The 21,508-nt window shown below is 45.1% G+C and carries 20 protein-coding genes; 12 read left to right on the forward strand and 8 right to left on the reverse strand.

Annotated features, from left to right (window positions below):
• The 4 genes from WAK81_RS07225 to hemF all read right to left on the reverse strand — a co-directional run.
• Nucleotides 1–1,070: acyl-CoA dehydrogenase family protein (locus tag WAK81_RS07225; RefSeq protein WP_422196281.1), on the reverse strand; the 1,070-nt coding region annotated here is incomplete at its 3' end.
• Nucleotides 1,071–1,467: 397 nt separating this feature from the next.
• The gene (gene aroE, locus WAK81_RS07230) at nucleotides 1,468–2,256 is read right to left on the reverse strand and encodes a shikimate dehydrogenase (RefSeq protein ID WP_422196282.1); all 789 of its coding nucleotides are present in this window, start codon (nucleotides 2,254–2,256) and stop codon (nucleotides 1,468–1,470) included.
• Nucleotides 2,257–2,355: 99 nt separating this feature from the next.
• Complete coding sequence (locus WAK81_RS07235; protein WP_422196283.1) at nucleotides 2,356–2,562, reverse strand: hypothetical protein; 207 nt, start codon at nucleotides 2,560–2,562, stop codon at nucleotides 2,356–2,358.
• Between the two features lie 134 nt (nucleotides 2,563–2,696).
• Nucleotides 2,697–3,653 (reverse strand): oxygen-dependent coproporphyrinogen oxidase, encoded by a 957-nt coding sequence (gene hemF / locus WAK81_RS07240; RefSeq protein WP_422196284.1) that lies wholly within the window; start codon nucleotides 3,651–3,653, stop codon nucleotides 2,697–2,699.
• A gap of 236 nt (nucleotides 3,654–3,889) precedes the next feature.
• Between hemF and hemN the strand changes: the two genes are divergently transcribed.
• Nucleotides 3,890–5,263 (forward strand): oxygen-independent coproporphyrinogen III oxidase, encoded by a 1,374-nt coding sequence (gene hemN, locus WAK81_RS07245; protein WP_422196285.1) that lies wholly within the window; start codon nucleotides 3,890–3,892, stop codon nucleotides 5,261–5,263.
• Nucleotides 5,264–5,400: 137 nt separating this feature from the next.
• Here hemN and ribA read toward each other — a convergent pair whose 3' ends face one another.
• Nucleotides 5,401–6,003, reverse strand: coding sequence for a GTP cyclohydrolase II (gene ribA / locus WAK81_RS07250; protein ID WP_422196286.1), 603 nt, complete (start codon nucleotides 6,001–6,003; stop codon nucleotides 5,401–5,403).
• A 309-nt stretch (nucleotides 6,004–6,312) separates the two neighbouring features.
• On the opposite strand from ribA, the gene dxs reads away from it, so the two are divergent.
• The 8 genes from dxs to WAK81_RS07290 all read left to right on the forward strand — a co-directional run bounded on the left by dxs (nucleotide 6,313) and on the right by WAK81_RS07290 (nucleotide 15,239).
• Nucleotides 6,313–8,223 (forward strand): 1-deoxy-D-xylulose-5-phosphate synthase, encoded by a 1,911-nt coding sequence (gene dxs, locus WAK81_RS07255; protein ID WP_422196287.1) that lies wholly within the window; start codon nucleotides 6,313–6,315, stop codon nucleotides 8,221–8,223.
• Between the two features lie 114 nt (nucleotides 8,224–8,337).
• A complete protein-coding gene (locus WAK81_RS07260) occupies nucleotides 8,338–9,168 on the forward strand; it encodes an inositol monophosphatase family protein (RefSeq protein WP_312586297.1) in 831 nt (276 codons plus the stop codon).
• A 549-nt stretch (nucleotides 9,169–9,717) separates the two neighbouring features.
• A complete protein-coding gene (locus WAK81_RS07265) occupies nucleotides 9,718–11,604 on the forward strand; it encodes a DEAD/DEAH box helicase (RefSeq protein ID WP_422196288.1) in 1,887 nt (628 codons plus the stop codon).
• A gap of 406 nt (nucleotides 11,605–12,010) precedes the next feature.
• Nucleotides 12,011–12,829: an ABC transporter ATP-binding protein gene (locus WAK81_RS07270; RefSeq protein WP_422196289.1), complete on the forward strand. Its 819-nt coding sequence runs from the start codon at nucleotides 12,011–12,013 to the stop codon at nucleotides 12,827–12,829.
• Nucleotides 12,826–13,605 (forward strand): lipid asymmetry maintenance ABC transporter permease subunit MlaE, encoded by a 780-nt coding sequence (gene mlaE, locus WAK81_RS07275; RefSeq protein WP_422196290.1) that lies wholly within the window; start codon nucleotides 12,826–12,828, stop codon nucleotides 13,603–13,605. The genes WAK81_RS07270 and mlaE overlap by 4 nt, the downstream gene beginning before the upstream one ends.
• On the forward strand, nucleotides 13,605–14,282 hold the full coding sequence (locus WAK81_RS07280) for an outer membrane lipid asymmetry maintenance protein MlaD (RefSeq protein WP_422196291.1): 678 nt from the start codon (nucleotides 13,605–13,607) through the stop codon (nucleotides 14,280–14,282). Before mlaE ends, WAK81_RS07280 begins: the two co-directional genes overlap by 1 nt.
• 18 nt (nucleotides 14,283–14,300) lie before the next feature.
• Complete coding sequence (locus tag WAK81_RS07285; RefSeq protein WP_422196292.1) at nucleotides 14,301–14,933, forward strand: MlaC/ttg2D family ABC transporter substrate-binding protein; 633 nt, start codon at nucleotides 14,301–14,303, stop codon at nucleotides 14,931–14,933.
• A 15-nt stretch (nucleotides 14,934–14,948) separates the two neighbouring features.
• A complete protein-coding gene (locus WAK81_RS07290) occupies nucleotides 14,949–15,239 on the forward strand; it encodes an STAS domain-containing protein (protein WP_422196293.1) in 291 nt (96 codons plus the stop codon).
• Between the two features lie 368 nt (nucleotides 15,240–15,607).
• On the opposite strand, the gene WAK81_RS07295 is transcribed toward WAK81_RS07290, so the two are convergent.
• Entirely contained in the window at nucleotides 15,608–16,621 is a 1,014-nt protein-coding gene (locus WAK81_RS07295; protein ID WP_422196294.1) for a CorA family divalent cation transporter, read from the reverse strand.
• Between the two features lie 152 nt (nucleotides 16,622–16,773).
• Between WAK81_RS07295 and WAK81_RS07300 the strand changes: the two genes are divergently transcribed.
• A complete protein-coding gene (locus WAK81_RS07300) occupies nucleotides 16,774–17,364 on the forward strand; it encodes a TIGR00730 family Rossman fold protein (RefSeq protein WP_422196295.1) in 591 nt (196 codons plus the stop codon).
• Nucleotides 17,365–17,394: 30 nt separating this feature from the next.
• Nucleotides 17,395–17,796 carry an NUDIX hydrolase gene (locus WAK81_RS07305; protein WP_422196296.1) on the forward strand — a complete coding sequence of 134 codons (402 nt, stop codon included), beginning with the start codon at nucleotides 17,395–17,397 and terminating at the stop codon, nucleotides 17,794–17,796.
• Between the two features lie 4 nt (nucleotides 17,797–17,800).
• Here WAK81_RS07305 and WAK81_RS07310 read toward each other — a convergent pair whose 3' ends face one another.
• Together WAK81_RS07310 and recG are read right to left on the reverse strand one after the other, a co-directional pair.
• Nucleotides 17,801–18,436: a ComF family protein gene (locus tag WAK81_RS07310; RefSeq protein ID WP_422196297.1), complete on the reverse strand. Its 636-nt coding sequence runs from the start codon at nucleotides 18,434–18,436 to the stop codon at nucleotides 17,801–17,803.
• Nucleotides 18,423–20,468: an ATP-dependent DNA helicase RecG gene (recG, locus tag WAK81_RS07315; RefSeq protein ID WP_422196298.1), complete on the reverse strand. Its 2,046-nt coding sequence runs from the start codon at nucleotides 20,466–20,468 to the stop codon at nucleotides 18,423–18,425. Before recG ends, WAK81_RS07310 begins: the two co-directional genes overlap by 14 nt.
• A gap of 33 nt (nucleotides 20,469–20,501) precedes the next feature.
• Here recG and WAK81_RS07320 point away from each other — a divergent pair, with 33 nt between their 5' ends.
• Entirely contained in the window at nucleotides 20,502–21,314 is an 813-nt protein-coding gene (locus tag WAK81_RS07320; RefSeq protein WP_422196299.1) for an NAD-dependent epimerase/dehydratase family protein, read from the forward strand.
• The last annotated feature ends 194 nt before the right edge of the window (nucleotides 21,315–21,508 follow it).

Consider the following 21,508-nt stretch of genomic DNA (forward strand, 5'->3'; position numbering starts at 1 on the left):
GCAATGGCTTTTTGCGTCAACAGCATACGGCGTACATCGGCATGATGAATGATCGCATCCGCTACTTTTTCCGGATCTTTTTTGCCAGACAGGGCACGCATTGACATACGCTCTTTTGCATAAGGTAAAGCACCCTGGAACGACAGTTCAGCATGACAAATACCCTGAATCGCAGTACCAATACGCGCCGTGTTCATAAAGGTGAACATAGCGTGCAAGCCTTTATTCGGTTCGCCAATCAGGTAGCCAGTCGCATTGTCAAAATTCAGTACAGCCGTTGCTGAAGCGCGAATCCCCATTTTGTGTTCAATCGAACCACAGTTCACTGGATTACGCTCGCCGATCCCGCCATCTGCAGCAGCAATAAATTTCGGTACGATAAACAGAGAAATCCCTTTGGTACCTTGCGGCGCATCTGGAAGGCGTGCCAGTACGATATGTACGATATTTTCAGTCAGGTCGTGCTCACCTGCGGAAATAAAGATTTTGGTGCCTGAAATCGAATAGCTACCATCTTCTTTCGGCTCTGCTTTGGTCTTAACCTGACCCAGGTCAGTACCACATTGCGGCTCAGTAAGACACATGGTACCCGTCCAAGTTCCAGCGACCAGGTGAGGTAGATAAGTGTTTTTCTGCTCATCGGTACCGTATTGCATAATAGTGTTGATACAGCCCACACTTAAACCCGGATACATCTGGAATGACCAGTTTGCAGTCCCCATCATTTCTGATTTGATCAGGTTTAAAGACATTGGCAGGTTTTGACCACCAAACTCTTCAGGATAAGACAGACCTTGCCAGCCACCTTGTACAAACTGGTCGTAAGCTTCTTTAAAGCCTTTCGGTGTTTTCACTTCGCCATTTCCAAAATGACAGCCTTCTTCATCACCGCTTTGATTCAAAGGTGACAGTACATTTTCACAGAAATCTGCTGCACCTTCTAAGATCATGTCTACCGTGTCGGCATCGGCATATTCACCATTCGACAAATTCTGGTAGTGCGCAGGGTAGTCAAGCACTTCATTCATAAGGAAGCGAATGTCGTGTAAAGGGGCTTTATATGCTGGCATGCGTTTAATCCTGATTGAAATAGTTTTGGATTATCTGTATCGATTCTTTGATTATTCACATTCGGGATAAAAAAACATTGATGAATTCAGTGAATAAAAATGTCAGAAAAGTGAATCGGTTTTTAAGTTTAGTGAATGAAATTGTCGAATTTCATCATTAAGCGTTTACATTACAGGAAGATTAAAAACTTGTTATATCAATGGAGTTTAATGAATCAAAAGGTGATTTGTCTAGTATATTTTTGTATGAATTGTGCTCGGATTCAGGTCGCCAAATAACTCATCCTAAAATGTCACTAAAACCAATACATGGTTTCTCAGCTTATAAAAATTAGTAGGAGGGAATTAAAGGGTTGCAGTTGCAACCCGAACTGAACTCATTGGAGAGATAGGGATTTTAAAGAAACTCTTTTAAATCCGGCTTGATGCCATTCCAGATGTAAAAAGATTCAATTGCCTGACCGACCAGCATGCCAAAGCCTTCGGATGTCGGTACACTGCGTGTCTTGGCCTGATCCAGAAATGAAGACGGTTTGCCATAGGCCATTTCATAGGCCCGTTTAAACTGTAGTGTTTCCGGTAAAACCAAAGCATCACCACTGAGGCTGGCAGAGGTGGCATTAATCACCAGATCAAATTCACCGGCTAAATTATCTAGTGAAATCGCCTGTAATTCGACTTGCGGTACGGCATCCTGAAGATCAGCAACCAGTTGTTCCGCGCGTGTCAAGGTACGATTGGCGATCACGATTTTTTTCGCACCTGCTTGGGCGAGTGGATAAATCACACCACGCGTGGCACCACCTGCACCAATAATTAAAATATCGGTATTTTCCAGTGGCCAGTCTAAGGCCCGAATTGCTTCAACCAGTCCCTGACCATCGGTATTGTCGCCATGCAGGACACCATTTTCCATCCATAGAGTATTCACTGCTTTGGCAATTTTGGCCCGTTCACTCAACACCTGACATTGGATAAAAGCCTGCTCTTTGAAGGGGACAGTAACATTCAGACCACTACCGCCCTGGCCAAAGAACTCCTGAATGTTGGCTTCAAAGCCATCCAGAGGCGCCAGACGTTTAGTGTAATTCAGGTCGACACCAGTTTTAGCGGCAAAGGCGTGATGCAATTCTGGAGAACGTGACTGTTCAATCGGGTTACCAATCACGGCAAATTGTTTGCTCATTTCACAATGTCCATGTGCGGAAATGGCCATCAATATACGTGAAAAAGAGCAGGGACTAAAGCCTGCGCGATTTTTAATTGCTGCTGAGTGATCCGGGTTTTAGGAACTACAAATATCCATAATATGTTCCGCAAACATCAGCGCCATACTGAGAACAGCCCCAACGCCAGTCAGGATACTCACCAGAATGGCTGCGCCATCCAGAATCAGGTTATGGCTTAAAATTGCGGTACTCATCGCACTGATGGCGAGAGCCAGAAAAAGCCAAAAGGCAAATACAGGTAGGTTTAATTGAAGATTATACATTGTTATTCTCACTAAACATCAAATGGAATGTGATCGATGTAGCGATAGGGTGCCGCGATCAAATCAGGTATTTCTATGCAGCAGTATAGAGGATATATCTATTAAAACAGCCCTCTATTTGAGGGCTGTTTGTATCATTTCATTGCGTTGGATTTTAATTCTATTAACCAGTCGTGTGGTTTCAGGTAGTAATCTGTTAAATGTTTTTCCGGTGAGCCCTCATCCCATTCAGGACGATAAGACCATCCGGTAAGCGGGGGCAGGCTGACTAGAATCGATTCAATCCGGCCGCCAGTCTGCAAGCCAAACAGGGTGCCGCGGTCATAAACCAGATTGTATTCCACATAACGACCACGACGGTATAACTGAAATTCGCGTTGTGCTTCGTTATAAGGCTTATCCTGATTGCGCTGGAAAATCGGCAGAATGGCTTCTAGGTAACCATTCCCCACAGCTTGCATATACTGGAAACAGGTTTCAAAATCCCATTGATTCAGGTCGTCAAAAAATAAACCGCCAACACCGCGCTGTTCATCACGATGTTTCAGATAAAAATAATCATCACACCATTGTTTATGTTCAGGATAAACCTCTTCGCCAAATGGCACACACAGATCATGCGCAGTCTGATGCCAAGACAGTACATCTTCATCATTCGGGTAAAACGGGGTTAGGTCAAAACCGCCACCAAACCACCAGATCGGATCCTGGCCTTCTTTTTCTGCCAAAAATAAACGCACGTTGGCATGCGAAGTCGGTACGTTCGGGTTTTTTGGATGAATCACCAGCGATACACCCATGGCCTGTGCTTTGGCGCCGGCAATATTAGGATGACGTTCGGTCGCAGAAGCGGGCAGCTTGGAAATGTTGATGTGGGAGAACATCACACCGCCTTTTTCAATCACCGTACCATTTTGCAAAACACGTGAACGGCCACCACCACCTTCCGGACGCTCCCAGTCATCGATGATAAATTCAGCCGTACCGCCGCCAGCACGTTCCTGCTGTTCTAGTGCTGCACAAATCCGTGCCTGCAAGTCGAGGAGAAATTCACGAACGCGTTGAATATCCGCAGATGTAGGATGCTGCATCAGAGTCCTCGTAGGGAAATAAAAAAACTAACGACATCAAAGCATAAAATCAGTCAAAGATTAAGGTCTATTTGGCAATGCAGTTGATCGATCCAAACTTTGAATTTCGCTCTGTATAGGCAGAATACGTCATTAAATCCGACCAAATGGCTAGGTTGAATTCTTTTTTCAAGCTCAGCACAATAACTTGCAAGCGCTCATTGGCTTGAGCATTTCTCAATGGTAATAGGTGTGTCATGTCGGTACAGGTCAACTCCCTGATTCAAAAATACAATGTTCCCGGTCCACGCTACACCAGTTACCCTACGGTTCCGTATTGGGAAGAGCAGAATTTCTCGCTGGGACAATGGAAGCAAAAGCTAAAAAAGTCTTTTGATGAATCCAATCAAAGCGAAGGCATTAGCTTATATATCCACCTGCCATTTTGCGAAAGCCTGTGTACCTTCTGCGGGTGTCATAAGCGCGTGACCAAACGCCATGAAGTCGAACAGCCTTATATTCAGGCAGTACTCAAAGAATGGGATTTATATTGTGAGCTATTACAAGAAAAGCCTATCATTAAAGAGATTCATTTGGGCGGGGGAACACCGACTTTCTTTTCTATTGAGCATTTAACCCAACTGATTCAAGGTATTTTAGCCAAAGCAGACGTAGCACCTGTGCATGAATTCAGTTTTGAAGGTCATCCCAATAATACTACACGTGAGCATTTGCAAGGTTTATATGATCTTGGCTTTCGTAGGGTCAGTTATGGGGTGCAGGATTATAATGAAACCGTGCAAAAGGCGATTCACCGGATTCAGCCTTATGAAAATGTTAAACAGGTAACCGAATGGGCGCGAGAAATTGGCTATGAATCGATTTCTCATGATCTGGTTTTTGGTCTGCCATTTCAAAGCTTGGACGATGTATTAAATACTATTGAGCAAACCAATTCGCTTTTGCCGGACCGTCTGGCTTTATATAGCTATGCACATGTGCCCTGGATTAAAGGCAATGGTCAGCGCGGTTTTAAAGATGCCGATGTACCCAAAGATGCGATCAAACGGGAATGCTATGAAGCGGGTAAAAATAAACTTCTGGCACATGGCTATCATGAAATCGGCATGGATCATTTTGCCTTAGAAAAAGATGCGATGTACCAGTCCTTTCAAGCTGGAACATTGCACCGCAACTTTATGGGATACACAGCCTCTAAAACCCAGGTGATGATTGGACTCGGAATATCCTCAATCAGCGATAGCTGGTACAGCTTTGCGCAGAATGTGAAAACCATTGAAGAATATTATGAATGCCTGGCGCGCAATGAAATTCCGGTATTTAAAGGACATGTCTTAAATCAGGAAGATCTGATCGTTCGGCAACATATTCTAAATTTGATGTGCAGCTTTAGCACCTCATGGGAAAGTTCCGAGATGCTTTTCCCTGAAATTGATGAGGTTTTGGAACAGCTTAAGGAAATGGCACAGGATGGTTTGATTCAATTTTCAGACTCGTCAGTCACAATTCTGGAGAAAGGGAAACCATTTGTACGCAATATTTGTATGGCTTTTGATTTACGTTTAAAGCGACGGATGCCAGAGAGCCGGATTTTCTCGATGACGATTTAATCTCCCCCTAACCCCATTTTTAAGAAAAGAGGGAAAGCCTCCCTGAGCAAGACTTAAGCATTGCTTTAAGTCGAAGCGCAAGAAAGGGAGGTTTGGTGGAATTAAGTTAAAATAAGGTAGGATGGGGTTTAAAAATATTAAAAATCATCCTTTTTATAAAGATGTGCCATGCGTTCATGCTTGGTCTTAAGATATTGTTCATTAAACGGATTTAAGCCTACTGTTAGCGGGACACGATCGACTACATTAATGCCTTGTGCTTTTAAGGCTTCTATTTTTGAAGGGTTGTTGGTCACAAGACGTACCGATTTTACCTGTAAATGATCCAGCATAATGCTACACATGTCATACTGGCGTGCATCCGCCGGCAGGTTCAGCATCAGGTTGGCATCTACGGTGTCATGGCCTTGATCCTGCAGGGCGTAAGCACGAATTTTATTGGTCAGGCCAATACCACGCCCTTCCTGACGCAAATACAGAATAGCTCCGCGGCCTAATTCATTGATCAGTTTTAAAGTTGCTTGTAATTGCGGGCCACAGTCGCATTTGAGTGAAGCAAAGGCATCACCGGTTAAACATTCAGAATGTACGCGAACCACCACAGGCTCATCTGATACTTCTTCAAGTCCTTTAGACAGTGCGACATGTTCTTCGCCAGTCTCAGGGTCTTGAAATACAGTAATTTTAAATTCACCGTGAGCGGTAGGTAATCTTGACGTTGCGACAAATTCGATTGGCACAGCTGAACCCGTTAAATCCTGAAATTGTTTAAAGTATAGCGTAATGATTGAACATTGGTAGAATTGCAAAGTCGAAATTCTGCAATAGATTTTCTTTTTTGTAGAAAGCGAACGATAATAGTTGATAAATAGTAAGATTATTCAGGATAATCGTAGGCTGCAATTTTTTCACCCCGACGAGATCATTGTTTAATATTGCATCGCTAGAAGCGTAGCTGAATTGAAGCTGCTACAATTCAGCTATATGATCGGGTACTCCCCATTGACCTAGCTTTAGATTTGCCAGGCTTTAGAAGGCTTTGCCATAATATGCTGTATACAGAAATCCCAACTCAACGCCCTGTAACACCGTTGCTTGATGCGATCAATCATCCTGAGCAACTGCGTGCACTCGAGCAAAGCCAGCTAGAGCAAGTGGCGGATGAGTTACGTCAATTCATTTTGTATGCTGCCGGGCAAAGTGGCGGACATTTTGGTGCCAACCTTGGTGTGATTGAGCTCACCGTGGCTTTACACTATTGCTTTAATACGCCACATGATCGCCTGATCTGGGATGTAGGTCATCAGGCCTATCCGCATAAAGTGTTGACTGGTCGTCGTGAACAGCTCACCACTATTCGTGCCAAAGATGGTCTGGCTGCGTTTCCGGCTCGAGAAGAATCTGAATTTGATACCTTTGGTGTAGGGCATTCTTCGACGGCGATTTCTGCTGGCCTAGGTATGGCGCTTGCACGTCGTTATCAGAACAATCCGTGTGAAGTTGTGTCGATTATTGGCGATGGTGCTATGACGGCAGGTATGGCCTTTGAAGCCTTGAATGATGCCGTGGCACACGGTGCTGATCTGATGGTGGTACTGAATGACAATGACATGTCGATTTCTTGCAGCACCGGTGGTTTTGCCAAACATCTAGCTGCCATTTGGGAGCGCGGTGAATTCGTTAATGTTACCGAGCAGGGTGAGGCCTATGTACAGCCACATCCGGAATGGTTGTATAACTCGCGTTTGCACAGTGCGGCAACCGATGCTGCAGATAACTTATTCCAAGCCATTGGCTTTGACTATTTTGGCCCATACGATGGTCATGATGTCAAACAACTGGTACATGTCTTTAATGCGCTGAAAAAGCGTAAAGGTCCACGCCTGATTCATATCTATACCAAAAAAGGCAAGGGCTTTGCTCCGGCAGAATCGGATCAAATCAAGTATCACGCGATTAGCAAACTTAATGCTGTTGCTGCCAGCAATACTGCGCCGAAATATTCGGATGTATTTGGGCAATGGCTTTGCGATGAAGCGGCACAAGACTCGCGTTTACTCGCGATTACTCCCGCCATGTGCGAAGGCTCAGGCATGGTAAAATTTGCAAAAGAGTATCCGGAACGTTTCTTTGATGTCGCGATTGCCGAACAGCATGCAGTTACACTGGCTGCTGGTATGGCCTGTGAAGGATTAAAGCCGGTCGTCGCGATTTATTCGACGTTCTTGCAACGCGGTTATGACCAGTTGGTACATGACGTGGCCTTGCAGAATCTAGATGTCACTTTCGGTATTGATCGTGCGGGTCTGGTCGGTGAGGATGGTCCGACGCATGCAGGTGCATATGACTATGCCTATATGCGGACCATTCCGAATATCGTGATCATGGCGCCAAAAGACGAAAATGAATGTCGTCAAATGTTGCATACTGCGTATTTATATCCAGGTCCTGCAGCCGTACGTTATCCGCGTGGTAATGGACTGGGCATCGAGATCCAGCAAAAAATGATCGAGATTCCGATCGGTCAGGCGGAAATCGTGGCCAGCTTTAATGGGCAGTATGATGAATATATTTCTGTGCTGGCATTTGGTAGCCGGGTACAGGCTGCAGTCGACGCTGCTGAAGCCTTTGCAGTGAAACATGAGATTGGCGTGCGTGTGGTTAACATGCGTTTTGTCAAACCACTGGATACTCAAATGCTCGATGATCTCGCTTTAAGCACCAGTCTGTTTGTCACGGTGGAAGAACATGCAGTGATGGGCGGCGCCGGCAGTGCAGTGAATGAATATCTGGCAGAAGCACAGATTGTCAAACCGATGTTGAATTTGGGTCTGGATGATACATTTATGGCGCAAGCGACCCATGCACAGATGTTGCAGCAGGCGGGTCTGGATGCGCAAGGCATTGAAAAATCGATCAATCAGGCTTGGTCTAGCCTGGGGCAAAGCGTCTTGTCATAATATCTTAAAAATTTTAGACACATTTTTCCCAAAAAAGCCCTGATATTTGCTAAGATATCGGGGCTTTTATGCATTATTCTTTATCAGTGTCTTCAAATTTGTAGTGGGTGTTCAATGGAACCTATGGTTGTGATGGCTGCGCGTGCGGCTCAGTTAGTTGGTCAAGAGCTTTTAAAAGCGCATCAGAATCGTCATAAACTCGATCTACAAGTCGAAGAAAAAGGAATTGATGGTCCGGTAACGCGTGTAGATCGTTATTTGGAACAGTTGACCATCGATACCCTACGTAAAAGCTATAAAAATCACAGTTTCCTTGGTGAAGAGTTTGGCTATCAGGAAGGTAAAGGTCATGACGCCGATTGGTGTTGGGTGATCGATCCGCTAGATGGTACTTTAAACTTCATTAACGGTTTCCCGCATTTCTGTATCTCTATCGCAGTTCAGCACAAAGGCATTACTCAACACGGGGTGATTTATGACCCGGTGAAAGATGAGCTATTTTCTGCCAGTCGTGGTCGTGGTGCCATGATGAACCAGCGCCGTATTCGTGTGAATGTCAAAGACAGCCTGGAAAATACCTTTATGGCTGTTGGTCATGCGTATCGTGCCAAACGTAATGGCGAAGTTGTGTCTTATGCCAAGAATCATTTCCAGTCTTTGTTAAATGTTACTGAAGCCGGTGCGCAATATCGCCGTTCAGGTTCTGCAGCATTGGATTTGGCTTATGTGGCTGCCGGTCGTTTCGACGCTTATTTTGAACTTGGTTTGAAACCTTGGGATATCGCAGCGGGTGAATTGATCGTGAAAGAAGCAGGCGGTACTGTAGTTGATGCACGTGGTGGTAGCGACTCTATGGAAAATGGTCAAGTTTTGGCTTGTTCAATGAAAATGCTTAAGCCTTTAATGCAAGCAGTTGTTCCTGCTTGGGGTGAAGCAGCAAAATAATCGGGTTTAGATGAAGCAGATTTAATATTCTAAAAGGCATCCTTCGGGATGCCTTTTTTATATACTTATCTTCTTTTAATAGGGCAATGTCTATGTTTTTAACACTGACTAGATATCGGAAATGCCCAGTGAATTGCAGAAAATTGACTTTTTAGACCAAGAATTACACTTTTATAATTATTTAAGTATAAGAAAATTATACATAATTTATAAATCAGGAAAATTAGTTTTAAAACTTAATGACATTGTGGAATATTCTGCTATAATTTCGGCACGCACTTAATTTTCCGTTCTTTACCTGAACACTATCTTCTAATCATTGTATGCGCGTTCTGTCCATAGAGAGGACATATCCTTCGCGCCCCAATCGCTTAAGCGATTCCTTCAGGTTTGCGGCCGTAATCATATACGTGCGTTATATCCACATCGTCGTTATTCGGATCGCTGCTGAATCCTAACTTTTTCAGCTCTATTTGCTGTGCCGCTTTTTGCCGATGTCCATATTGTAATTTATTTAATGGAGCACCCACTTCAGGGTGAACACTCTCTATGAGCAAAACTTTTGCTGATTTTTCCCTCGATGAATCTCTAACCCAGGCTCTCGACGCTTTAGGCTTTACTACTCCTACTCCTGTACAAGAACAAGCGATTCCAGCTGCACTTGAAGGCAAAGACCTTCTTGTATCAAGCCAAACAGGTTCTGGTAAAACTGCTGCATTCTTACTGCCTACGTTAAATGCGTTGGCAAACCAAGATACATTAGTACCGTTTAAAGACCGTATGAAAGCGGTTACTCAACCGAATATTTTGGTGATTTCACCGACTCGTGAATTGGCACAACAGGTATGTCAAGACGCAATCGCATTTGTACGTCACATGAAAGGCGTGCGTATTGCGGCAATCATGGGCGGTATGCCTTTTGGTAAACAAATTCAACAGTTGAAAGGCGCGCAAGTTGTTGTTGCAACTCCAGGTCGTCTACTTGACTTGGTGAATCGTCGTCAAATCAAATTGGATAAAGTTGACGCGTTAATCGTCGATGAAGCTGACCGTATGCTTGACCTAGGTTTCTCTGAAGACTTGGAAGCAATTGGTGAGTTGGCTGCAAACCGCAAACAGACTCTTATGTTCTCTGCGACTTTTGCACCACGTATCATTACACTTGCTGAACGCATGATGAATGATCCAATGCGTATTTCGATCGAAACAGGTCACTCTACAAATACTGATATTACTCAGACTTTGCATTGGACTGACGGTTTTGAGCACAAGAAAAAATTACTGACTCACTGGTTAAACGAAGAAGACGTTGATCAAGCAGTTGTATTTGCGTCAACTCAAGAAGACACAGATATGTTGGCTGAAGAGCTTGCTGAAGCAGGTTTGTCAGTTGTAGCACTTCACGGTGCTATGCCACAAACTGTTCGTAACCGCCGTTTACGCAGCATCCGTGAAGGTCGTGCGAAGATTTTGGTTGCAACTGACGTTGCGGCACGTGGTCTTGACGTACCAACTATTTCACACGTGATTAACTTCGGTCTTCCAATGAAGAACGAAGATTATGTACACCGTATCGGTCGTACAGGTCGTGCGGGTCGTACTGGTAAAGCAATTACTTTGGCGACTTACCGTGAACGCGGTAAAATCCGTGCTTTGGAAGACTTCCTTGATGCGCGTCTAAACGTATCTGAAATTGAAGGTCTTGAGCCATCTCCACCTCCTGCACGCGGTAGTCGTGATGGCGGCGGTCGTGGTCGTGATGGCGGTGGTCGTGGTCGTGGCGGTTTCGGCGGTGGTCGTGGTCGTGATGGCGGTGGTCGTAGCCGTTTTGAAGGCGAAAGCAATTTCAAACGTCGTGAAGGCGGTGATGATCGTCCACGTCGTAGCTTCGATGACAAACCTCGTGGCGAACGTCCGGCATTTGGCGAAGATCGTCCACGTCGTGACTTCGGTGATCGTCCAGCTCCACGTCGTGAAGGCGGTTTCGGTGATCGTCCACAACGTTCGTTTGATGACCGTCCAAAGCGTGACTTCGGTGATCGTCCAGCTCCACGTCGTGAAGGCGGTTTCGGTGATCGTCCACAACGTTCGTTTGATGACCGTCCAAAGCGTGATTTCGGTGATCGTCCAGCTCCACGTCGTGAAGGTGGTTTTGGTGACCGTCCTCGCTCTAATGATGACAACCGTGGCAACCGTGTAGATTACAAACCAGCTCGTGAAGGCGGTTATGGTGATCGTCCAAAACGTGATTTTGGTGATCGTCCAGCTCCACGTCGTGAAGGTGGTTTCGGTGATCGTCCAGCGCGTTCATTCGGTGATGACCGTCCAAAGCGTGATTTCGGTGATCGTCCAGTACGTCGCAACTTTGATGACAAGCCACGTGGTGAACGTTCGTTCGGTAGTGAAGATCGTCCACGTCGTAAATTTAACGACTAATTCAGTCGCTAGATGAAGATAAAAAACCGGTAGAAATACCGGTTTTTTTTATGCATTGAGTTTTTTGCTTTTTAACGTAAAATGTCTACTAAATCATATTTTGTCAGGGTTGTGATAACTATTAATATGAAAAGCTTAGCTCTTCGATCTCAATTGATAGAGGTGTATATGCCATATATCGCATTGACTTTGATTTTATGTAATATTATCTATTATTCATACAGTCTTTTTAATTAATCAATGTACCTGACTCAAGCTTAAGTACATATTTTTATTATAAAAAATACGAAATAATCCATTATTGTCATTTTTCTATGATATTAAACCACCTTTTTCAACTGCTAACATTTTGAACTTCGTTCCTTTATAGTATGCATGCTGAAAAAATGCAGGAATAAACTCAGCTATGAAAAATCAAACAGCGCGAGATACTCAATCTCTGATTGAAGTCAAGAATCTGAGCTTCAAGCGGGGTGAGCGCGTGATTTATGACGACGTGAGTTTAAATATTCGTCGTGGGCAGATTACCGCCATTATGGGGCCATCCGGTACTGGTAAAACCACCTTATTGAGATTGATTGGTGGGCAGCTGGTTCCTGAGCACGGTCAGGTTTTATTGGACGGCAAAGATATTGCCACGATGTCACGTTCCGAGCTTTTTTCAGCACGTGCACGGATGGGTATGTTGTTTCAGAGCGGTGCTTTGTTTACCGATATGAGCGTGTATGAAAATGTCGCATTTCCGATTCGGGCACATACCAAATTGCCGGAACATCTAATTAAGGAAATCGTGGCATTGAAACTGGAATCGGTCGGTTTACGTGGTGCAGAACAGATGATGCCATCTGAACTATCCGGTGGTATGAACCGACGCGTGGCTTTGGCCCGTGCGATTGCGCTAGATCCTGAGCTGATCATGTACGATGAACCGTTTGCCGGACAAGATCCGATTGTGATGGGCGTGTTGGCACGCCTGATCCGTTCCCTGCGTGAAGCACTGGACTTAACCACGATTGTTGTCTCGCATGATGTTGCAGAAACTTTATCGATTGCGGACTACATCTATGTGGTGGCAGAAGGCAAAATTCAGGGCGAGGGCACACCGGCAGAGCTGAAAGCACATCCGTCTGCTTTTGTACAGCAATTCCTGACCGGTTCGGTAGAAGGTCCGGTGGATTATCAGTTTAGTCATCAAGCTTATTTAAGTGATGAGGTTCGTTCATGAATGCAATTGCCGCATTAGGTAGACGCGTTATTGAACGTGTACAGGGAATTGGGGTCGCGACCCTGATGCTGTTGCAGATTTTATTTTCCATGCCGACCTGGCTTGGAGTAAAGCTGTTTATTTATCAGATGTATCGGGTTGGGGTGTTGTCCCTGCTGATTATTGTGGTTTCTGGCCTGTTTATTGGAGCCGTGCTTGGTTTGCAGATGTTTAGCATCTTGTCGACCTTTGGTAGTGAGTCGATGCTAGGAACAGCGGTCGCGCTGACCTTGCTCCGTGAACTGGCACCTGTGGTCGCCGCTTTGCTGTTTGCAGGACGTGCCGGTTCGGCCTTGACTGCTGAAATTGGCCTGATGAAAGCCACTGAACAATTGTCCAGTATGGAAATGATCGGGGTAGATCCATTAAAGCGGGTAATTTCACCGCGTCTTTGGGCGGGAATTTTTAGTTTGCCAATGCTTTCCGTCATCTTTGCTGCAGTTGGGATTATGGGCGGTAAAATGGTCGGCGTAGATTTTCTGGGTGCCGATGAAGGCGCTTATTGGAGCGGCATGGAAAGCAGCGTGCAATTCTATAAAGATATCTTGAATGGCACCATTATTAAAAGTTTTGTATTCGCATTAATTTGTACCTGGATTGCGGTGTATCAAGGCTATGCCTGTGTCCCGACATCAGAAGGTATTGCAACTTCTACAACGCGTACAGTCGTGTATTCTTCGCTGTGCGTTTTAGGCTTTGACTTTGTGTTGACTGCGGTCATGTTCGGAGGTGTTTAATGAAATCACGTACTAGTGAGCTGGCCGTTGGTGTTTTTGTTATTTTGTTTGGTATTGCCTTATTTTTCCTGGCGATGCGTGTCAGTGGTCTGGTCGGACACAATATTTCCGACAGCTATAAAATGACAGCGACTTTTGAAAATGTAAATGGGATCAAGCCGCGTGCCAAAGTGGCATTAAGTGGTGTGAAAGTAGGGCAGGTGGATGACATTACCCTGGATCCAGTGACGCGTCTGGCGACCGTGCATATGACCCTGGATGGCTCATTGACTTCGTTTAATGCTGAACAGTTAAAGCAAGTTCAGCAGGAAGCGCTGGAAGAGTTACGTTATAGTTCGGACTATACTGCTGCTACCCCTACGCAACAAAAAGACATGGAAAAACAACTGTTAGCTAACATGAAATCCATCACCAATATTGATGAGGATGCTTATATTATGGTAGCGACCAATGGGTTATTGGGTGAAAAATACCTGAAAATTATTCCAGGTGGCGGTCTGAACTATTTGAAACGCGGTGATCAGATTGCCAATACCCAAGGCACCATGGAAATTGAAGATTTAGTGACGAAGTTCATTACTGGTGGTGCCGGTAAATCGTCGGATAGTCAAGAAACTGCCCCAGAACAGGCGACAGTTTCAGAATCGACTGATGCAGAACCTGCATTTGTTGAATAATAGATTGAGGAGATTTCAGTGAAGACTTTAGTAAAACAAACGCTTGCAGCAAGCATTCTTTCAACAATGGTTGCTGGTACAGTGTTTGCTGCACCGTCTGAAGCGCCACCTGCTTTTATTAAAAAAGTGGCAGATGGTTTGATTAAGCGCCTCAAAGCTGATAATGCAAAATTGCAGAATAATCCAGCGCTGGTGAAAGCGATTGTCCGCCAGAATCTGGATCCATACATTGATTCACAGTCTTTCACGCGTATTGTGATGGGGACTTATGCGACAAACCAGTATAGTACTGCTGCACAGCGCGCGCAGTTTGAAAAGAATTTCCGTGAAACGCTAATTGAAAATTATGGTTCTGCATTTTCCAAGTTCAGCAATCAGACCTATAGCGTGCGTCCATACAAGGCCAGCAATAGCAAAAACCCTGTTGTAACCATCGACTTTAATAATAAAGGCGAGAAAATTCCGGTAGCGTTTCAGCTGGTGGACAAAGGCTCACAATGGAAAATCCGCAACATCAACGTGTCGGGTATTGATTTAGGTTTGCAGTTCCGTAACCAGTTTGCTGCGACAGTAAAACGTAATGGCGGTAATATAGATAAAGCTATTGCTAACTTCAAACCGGATGCAGAAGCTGCAATCGACAAGAAATAATCAGATAGGTGAGCCGTGATTGTATTCAAGAATCAGGAATTGCAGGTTTCAGGCAAAATTGATTATGCCAATGCGCAGGACTATTACTTAAATGGTTTGCGTGTGGTTCAGTCACAGACCAAGTTTCCGCTTGTGGTCAACTTGGCTGGGCTTGAAAGTGGTAGTACTTTGGCTTTGGCAGTATTGGTGCGCTGGTTGCGCCAGACTCCTCAAGCGCAAGGACTACAGTTTAAAGCTGTACCTGCTAAAATGATGAATATCATTCAGGCCTGTCATTTACAGGATGATTTACAGATCATTCAGTAAATAAAAAAGCACCGAAAGGTGCTTTTTTATTATGATCAAATTTTAAGAAATAATTAAAATCAAATAGATCAAAATATGGATTGCACGTCCTCTCTCCCTGAGGGAGAGAGCTAGAGAAAGGGTTTTTTTAAATCCTCCCCTAACTCCTCCTTTGGAAAAGGAGGGGGAATTTTCTTCACTTTTTAAAGAGAAGTTGAAGAGGGAGCAAATAGATATGAATTAAATACAGGCATTCTTGCACTTCGCTTTAAATCTAAAGAGCAAGTGAGACTTAGAAAGGGAAATCTAATCAAGAAACCTCTCCCTGACCCTCGCCTGATAGGAGAGGAAAAATCCCTCCCTTTTGAAAAGGGAGGTTAGAAAGGATTCTAGATCCACTTCTTCCATCTAAAGTAAATCAATGGCCCGATTAAAAAGCCGATCAAAATAATACTGACCATAATGAAGCTCATAGTGCCTTGTGCAAAAGGCAGGACTTCGGTATTCATGCCATAAATACTGGCAATTAGCATCGGTGGCGCAAGCATACTTGGCAGGATCGAGAATCGACGAATCGTATCGTTCTGTTCCGTGTTAATGAATCCGGATGTGGTATCGAGCAGGAAGCGCACTTTCTGGAACAGGAAGGCATCATGTTCAACCAGCGAGCGCACATCTTCACTGAGTTCTCGGATATCCGCATCATAAATATGACTGCCCAAGGCGCGTGGACGAGACAGGAAAGTCAGAACACGACGTAAATCGATCAGACAGAGCTGCGCTTTACCGAGCATATCTTCCAGTTGAGCTAGCCGGGTAATCATGTCATCCAGATCCAGAATCTGCTCGCGATGGCGGTTATTCAACACTTCAGTTGAATATTTCTCTAAATCTTTATGTACATCTTCCAGAATGTCGGCCAGTTCATCCAGTTTGGCTTCGAGCAGGCCCAATAAAATCCAGGTTGGATCTTTATAATCGATTTCATAATCATTGCGGCGCGCACGGGCACGGAAGGCACGAAAGGCCACCAGCTTTTCGCCACGCAAGGTAAACAGACGGTCCTTATGCAGAATGAATGCCACGGTTTGTACCGTCGCCAACATGCTGGATTCATCTTCGTTTTCGTTCTCGACCTGATAGTTTTTATTTTTGGTTAAAAAATAGGTACTGATATGCAAAATACCGTCATCATCACGGTAAAATCGGGCACTAGAGGAAATATCTTCCAGCGATTTTAAGGTCGGTAAGTTTTGCGAATAGGCATCTAGAATCCATTGCTGCTCTTCTTGTGAAGGTGCAATCAGATCAAGCCATACTAAATCTGGATGCAGGTCGAAATCACCGTTAATCGTGATATCTTCTAAGCTACCGCGCTCTGTGGCGTAAAAGGCTTCAAGCATGCTGTCTTTTCTCCCTGGCGCAGTATGTGAATTGGAATGGGTGTATTTTAGACAAGGAATTGAATAAAAACACTGATATTAAGCAGTTATTTTTGGAAAAAACGCGCTGGAAGCGATTACGTACAATATACCGTCAATTAGAGGATGAAATGATGAATTCTATCGCAATTTTTTGTGGTTCAGCACTGGGCTCAGATCCTCTCTATGCCCAGATCGCCGAAAAGGTTGGCCAGACCTTGGCAGCAAGGCATCAGACGCTGGTCTATGGCGGTGGTCGCTCCGGTTTAATGGGGATTATTGCTGATAGTGCTTTGGCTGCTGGTGGCAAGGTGATTGGCGTAATTCCAAGACAGCTGGTCAATCGTGAACTGGCGCATCCGCATATTACCGAGCTATTTGTGGTAGATAATATGCATGAACGTAAAACCCGCATGTCGGAACTGGCACAGGGATTTATTGCCATTCCGGGTGGTGCAGGAACACTGGAAGAAATTTTTGAACAATGGACCTGGGCACAGTTGGGAATTCATAAAAAGCCTTGTGCTTTTTTAAATGTAGATGGTTTCTATGATGATTTACTCAAATTTATCCATATGACGACTGAGAAAGGTTTTACCAAAGCGCGCTTTAGCGATGCTTTAATTGTTAGTGATAATCTGGATGATATTTTGCGCCAATTTGAAAATTATCAGCCGCCCGAAGCGAAATGGGGTATGGTCGATCAGACCGATCTTGTAAAATAAGCTGTCCACAGCATGATTTGTAGAAAATAAATGAACGTGATTACGGTGGCTGCGGCCATTATTTTAAATGAAGCGCAGCAACTGCTGGTGGTTCGCAAAAAAGGGACGTCCTGCTTTATGCAGGTTGGTGGCAAGCTGGAGCCAAATGAAGCACCAGAAGCAACGATGTTGCGTGAAATTCAGGAAGAAATTGGCACACAGGCGCAGATTCAGCAATTCATTGGGCGTTTTGAAACCCAGACGGCGAATGAACCAGATCATCAACTGGTGAGTTATGTCTATTGGGTAAGTCTGGATCAAGCGCCAAAAATTGAAGCGGAAATTGCCGAAATGAAATGGGTCGATCTGGATGAAAAAGAGGTACGACTGGCACCCTTGACTACTGAAATTGTGATTCCCTGGGTGAAGTCACAGTTACTTGCCCAAGCTTGAATTTTCAGATTTGCGCGCCTGCCAGACAGGCTGCATAAATTTTTTGACAGCCCAGTTGTTCAAGTGTTTGGCTCAGTGCCCGAATCGAACTGCCAGTCGTGACGACATCATCAATAATCAGCACCCGACGATACCGTAGCTTGGGAATGGTGTTGATCTGGAATTGTGACTGGATGTCTTCAATCCGCTCCAGCCGGCTTAGACCTTTCTGTGAATGTTGTTTTAGTCGGGTAATCGGTTGCCAGATGGGTAGATTCAGCTGTTTCGCCACATGTTTGGCCAGCACCAGAGATTGATTATAACCGCGCTCAGCCAGACGTTCAGTCGAGATCGGCATCGGTACTATCGCACTGACTTTAGGCAGGTCTAAACTTAACAGCGCACCTGCCAATAAATTTTGCAAATGCAGTTTCTGTTCATATTTAAACAGTTGAATCAAACGATCCATCGGGTAGGCATAGTCGCAGGCAATCTGGAACTGCATTTCCTGCCGTTGAATAGTTTGATGTGCCCACGGCAATTGTTGCCAGCAGTCTTCACAGACTGAATGAATAGCCTGATTATCAGTCAGACAGAGCTGGCAGGGCTGTAAGCGGGTGAGCCAGGATTTTCCATGTTCCAGTAATTTAAACATAGGCATAGCGCGGTGCTTCCGGTAACCAGCGTTGCAATAATGCTTCAGCCTGATCAGGATAATCCTTGAGCATCTGCTGAGCCACATAATGTGCCTGATTGAGCAGGTGATCATCACGTTCCAGTTTGGCCACACGGAAATTCATGTCCCCGGTCTGTTTGGTGCCGAGTAGCTCACCCGGACCACGTAATTCCAGATCTTTTTCGGCAATCATAAAACCATCATTGGTTTCACGCATAATCCTTAAACGTTCCTGACCATTTTGCGAAAGTGGGTGTTTATAGAGCAGGGCACAGAAACTGGCTTTGGCACCACGACCGACCCGGCCCCGTAACTGATGTAGTTGAGACAGGCCCAGACGCTCGGCATTTTCAATCACCATGATGGAAGCATTCGGCACATCGACTCCGACTTCGATTACAGTGGTGGCTATCAGGAGCTGTAGTTCATTATTCTTAAATTGCTGCATCACCGCCTGTTTTTCATCGGCTTTCATCTTGCCATGTACCAGTCCGATATTCAGCGCAGGAAAGCGCTCACGAATTTCAGCAAAGGTGGCTTCTGCGGCCTGAGCATCTAGGGTTTCGGATTGTTCTACCAGGGTGCAGACCCAGTAGGCCTGTTTGCCTTCGGCACAGTTGCTGGCAATGCGTTGTAAGACTTCTTCGCGCCGGTCTAATGGAATGGTCACGGTTTGAATCGGGGTACGACCTGGTGGCAGCTCGTCAATCACTGAGGTATCCAGATCGCCATAGGCCGACATGGCCAGGGTGCGTGGAATCGGAGTGGCGGTCATCACCAGTTGATGCGGTGACATACCATCCAGACCTTTATTTCTGAGTGCAAGACGCTGATCCACACCAAAGCGGTGCTGTTCATCAATAATCACCAGACCCAGTTTGGCAAACTCGACATTTTCCTGAAACAGGGCATGGGTACCGATCACCAGATGGGCACTCCCGTCCCGAATCACCTGTTCCGCTGCGCCACGGGCTTTACCTTTCTGCTTGCCGGAAAGCCAGGCCACATTTAAGCCTAAAGGTTCAAACCAGCGTTTAAAGTTGAGATAATGCTGCTCGGCCAGAATTTCGGTGGGTGCCATCAATGCAACTTGCCAGCCTTCCTCTAACGCATGGCAGGCTGCGACACCAGCCACCAGTGTTTTACCGGCGCCGACATCGCCTTGCACCAGACGCAACATCGGCTTATTGGTTCTTAGATCCTGTGCAATTTCTCTGGATACACGTCTTTGCGCACCGGTCATTTCAAAAGCCAGACTGGCCAGTAACTGTTTGGCATAGGTCTGACTTGGCGCAAATGAAGGTGCTTCGACCTGCTGAATAAAGGCCCGACGTGTCAATAGGCTGATCTGATGCGCCACCAGCTCTTCAAAGATCAGACGCTGCTGTGCAGGATGTGAGCCTTGTGCCAGCTGCAGCATATTGGCATTGACTGGCGGGTGATGGATATATTCCAGTGCCTGTTTCAGCGCATAGCCATTGCTAAATTTTGCTGGCAGCAGTTCAGGCAGATGGTCGCTATACTGAGCCAAGGCCTGCTGAATATAATCCCGTATTTTTGGCTGGGTCAGACCTTCAGTCGCAGGGTAAATCGCGGTGAGCTGGGTTTGAGGTAAAAGCGTGTCCTCAGTAATGACTTGCAGCTCGGGATGATACATTTCCAAACCGCGAGCACCGACCCGGACTTCACCAAAAAATCTTAAACGGTTACCAAGTTTGCAGCGGTCGGTAATGCCTTTATAGATATGATAAAAACGTAAAGTGACTTTACCAAAATCATCATCCAGCAATACTGCCATAGACTTGCGCTTACCTGGCGGGAAATCTATGCCTTTAACGATGCCTTCCAGCAGATAGCTGCGTCCCACGCTCAATTGATTCATGGGAATGATCGTGCTACGGTCTTCATAGTCACGTGGTAGATGAAAAAGCAAATCATCAGTATTGAAGATATTTAGTTTTTCGAGTAATGCAGCGGCGGCATTGCCAACGCCTTGTAACTGATGGACTGCAGCCATGTCCCCTCAACCAGATTTGTGATTCGGTGCTCAATGCATATTTTATTTATCGGTTATGGTAAAACATCCCGACGTGTGGCTAAACAACTATTTGAGCAAGGTCATCAAATTAGCACAATTAGCCAGAGTCCCAAAACAGATTCATTCGCAACTCATCTGATTCAGGATGTGCATAAACTGGATTTAACTGCAGTTACACCAATTGACTGGGTCTATGTATTACTTAGTCCAAAACAAAGTACGGTTGAAGGCTATCAGAAAACTTATCTGGATTCGGTTCAACCTGTTGTGGCTGCCTTGAAACAGCATCCGGTGAAACGGATTGTAGTGGTTTCATCGACAAGAGTGTATGGGCAAAATTCCGGTGGAATCGTAGATGACGAAACTGAAATTCACCCGAATGATGCTCAGGGCAAAATCTTGCAGCAAATGGAAAAAGCTTATTTCGCTGCTTATCCTGAGCAATGTACGGTGATTCGTCCAAGTGGGATTTATGGAGCATCGGTAGAACGCTTACAAAAAATGGCCGCCTCGATGTTGAGTTATCCGAATCTGCACTGGTCCAACCGGATTCATATTGAAGATTTATCACGTTTCTTGTCACAGATGATTCACGTGGAACATCCGGAATCTTCTTATATTGTGACCGATAACCAGCCAAAATTAATGCATGAAATATTGCAATGGTTCCAACAGCAGATGGGGCTTCCTTTGCTTAAGGTGGAAAGTGAGCAGGTGACAGGGAAGAAACTTTATGCGACTCGAATGCAGAAAATGGGATTTGAGTTAGAGCATCCAGATTGTTATGAGGATTATTTGGAGTGGATGAGGAAAAATAATCCCTAGCCCCTTCTTTTAAAAGAGGAATATTCCTCCCTTTCTCAAAGGGATGTTAGGAGGGATTAAATTCCCTCTCCTTTTAGGCATAGGTATCTACACATCTTTAGGTACTTAATGCAATTGTTGCGATTTCATTCAGTTCATCTATTGAATATTCCGAGAGCAGTTGAAGAGTGTTCAGTAAAATCGAAAGTCCTGCC

It is taken from the genome of Acinetobacter sp., from assembly GCF_049284435.1.
In the GTDB taxonomy this organism is placed as follows: Bacteria; Pseudomonadota; Gammaproteobacteria; order Pseudomonadales; family Moraxellaceae; genus Acinetobacter.

What these genes read in the sequence shown, in the direction of transcription:
- WAK81_RS07235 (WP_422196283.1), bottom strand. Translation starts at nt 2,562, where the DNA reads ATGTATAATCTTCAATTAAACCTACCTGTATTTGCCTTTTGGCTTTTT.
- WAK81_RS07300 (WP_422196295.1), top strand. Translation starts at nt 16,774, where the DNA reads ATGAATTCTATCGCAATTTTTTGTGGTTCAGCACTGGGCTCAGATCCT.
- aroE (WP_422196282.1), bottom strand. Translation starts at nt 2,256, where the DNA reads ATGAGCAAACAATTTGCCGTGATTGGTAACCCGATTGAACAGTCACGT.
- WAK81_RS07305 (WP_422196296.1), top strand. Translation starts at nt 17,395, where the DNA reads ATGAACGTGATTACGGTGGCTGCGGCCATTATTTTAAATGAAGCGCAG.
- WAK81_RS07260 (WP_312586297.1), top strand. Translation starts at nt 8,338, where the DNA reads ATGGAACCTATGGTTGTGATGGCTGCGCGTGCGGCTCAGTTAGTTGGT.
- WAK81_RS07310 (WP_422196297.1), bottom strand. Translation starts at nt 18,436, where the DNA reads ATGCCTATGTTTAAATTACTGGAACATGGAAAATCCTGGCTCACCCGC.
- WAK81_RS07270 (WP_422196289.1), top strand. Translation starts at nt 12,011, where the DNA reads ATGAAAAATCAAACAGCGCGAGATACTCAATCTCTGATTGAAGTCAAG.
- dxs (WP_422196287.1), top strand. Translation starts at nt 6,313, where the DNA reads ATGCTGTATACAGAAATCCCAACTCAACGCCCTGTAACACCGTTGCTT.
- recG (WP_422196298.1), bottom strand. Translation starts at nt 20,468, where the DNA reads ATGGCTGCAGTCCATCAGTTACAAGGCGTTGGCAATGCCGCCGCTGCA.
- mlaE (WP_422196290.1), top strand. Translation starts at nt 12,826, where the DNA reads ATGAATGCAATTGCCGCATTAGGTAGACGCGTTATTGAACGTGTACAG.
- WAK81_RS07280 (WP_422196291.1), top strand. Translation starts at nt 13,605, where the DNA reads ATGAAATCACGTACTAGTGAGCTGGCCGTTGGTGTTTTTGTTATTTTG.
- WAK81_RS07295 (WP_422196294.1), bottom strand. Translation starts at nt 16,621, where the DNA reads ATGCTTGAAGCCTTTTACGCCACAGAGCGCGGTAGCTTAGAAGATATC.
- WAK81_RS07320 (WP_422196299.1), top strand. Translation starts at nt 20,502, where the DNA reads ATGCATATTTTATTTATCGGTTATGGTAAAACATCCCGACGTGTGGCT.
- hemN (WP_422196285.1), top strand. Translation starts at nt 3,890, where the DNA reads ATGTCGGTACAGGTCAACTCCCTGATTCAAAAATACAATGTTCCCGGT.
- WAK81_RS07265 (WP_422196288.1), top strand. Translation starts at nt 9,718, where the DNA reads ATGAGCAAAACTTTTGCTGATTTTTCCCTCGATGAATCTCTAACCCAG.
- hemF (WP_422196284.1), bottom strand. Translation starts at nt 3,653, where the DNA reads ATGCAGCATCCTACATCTGCGGATATTCAACGCGTTCGTGAATTTCTC.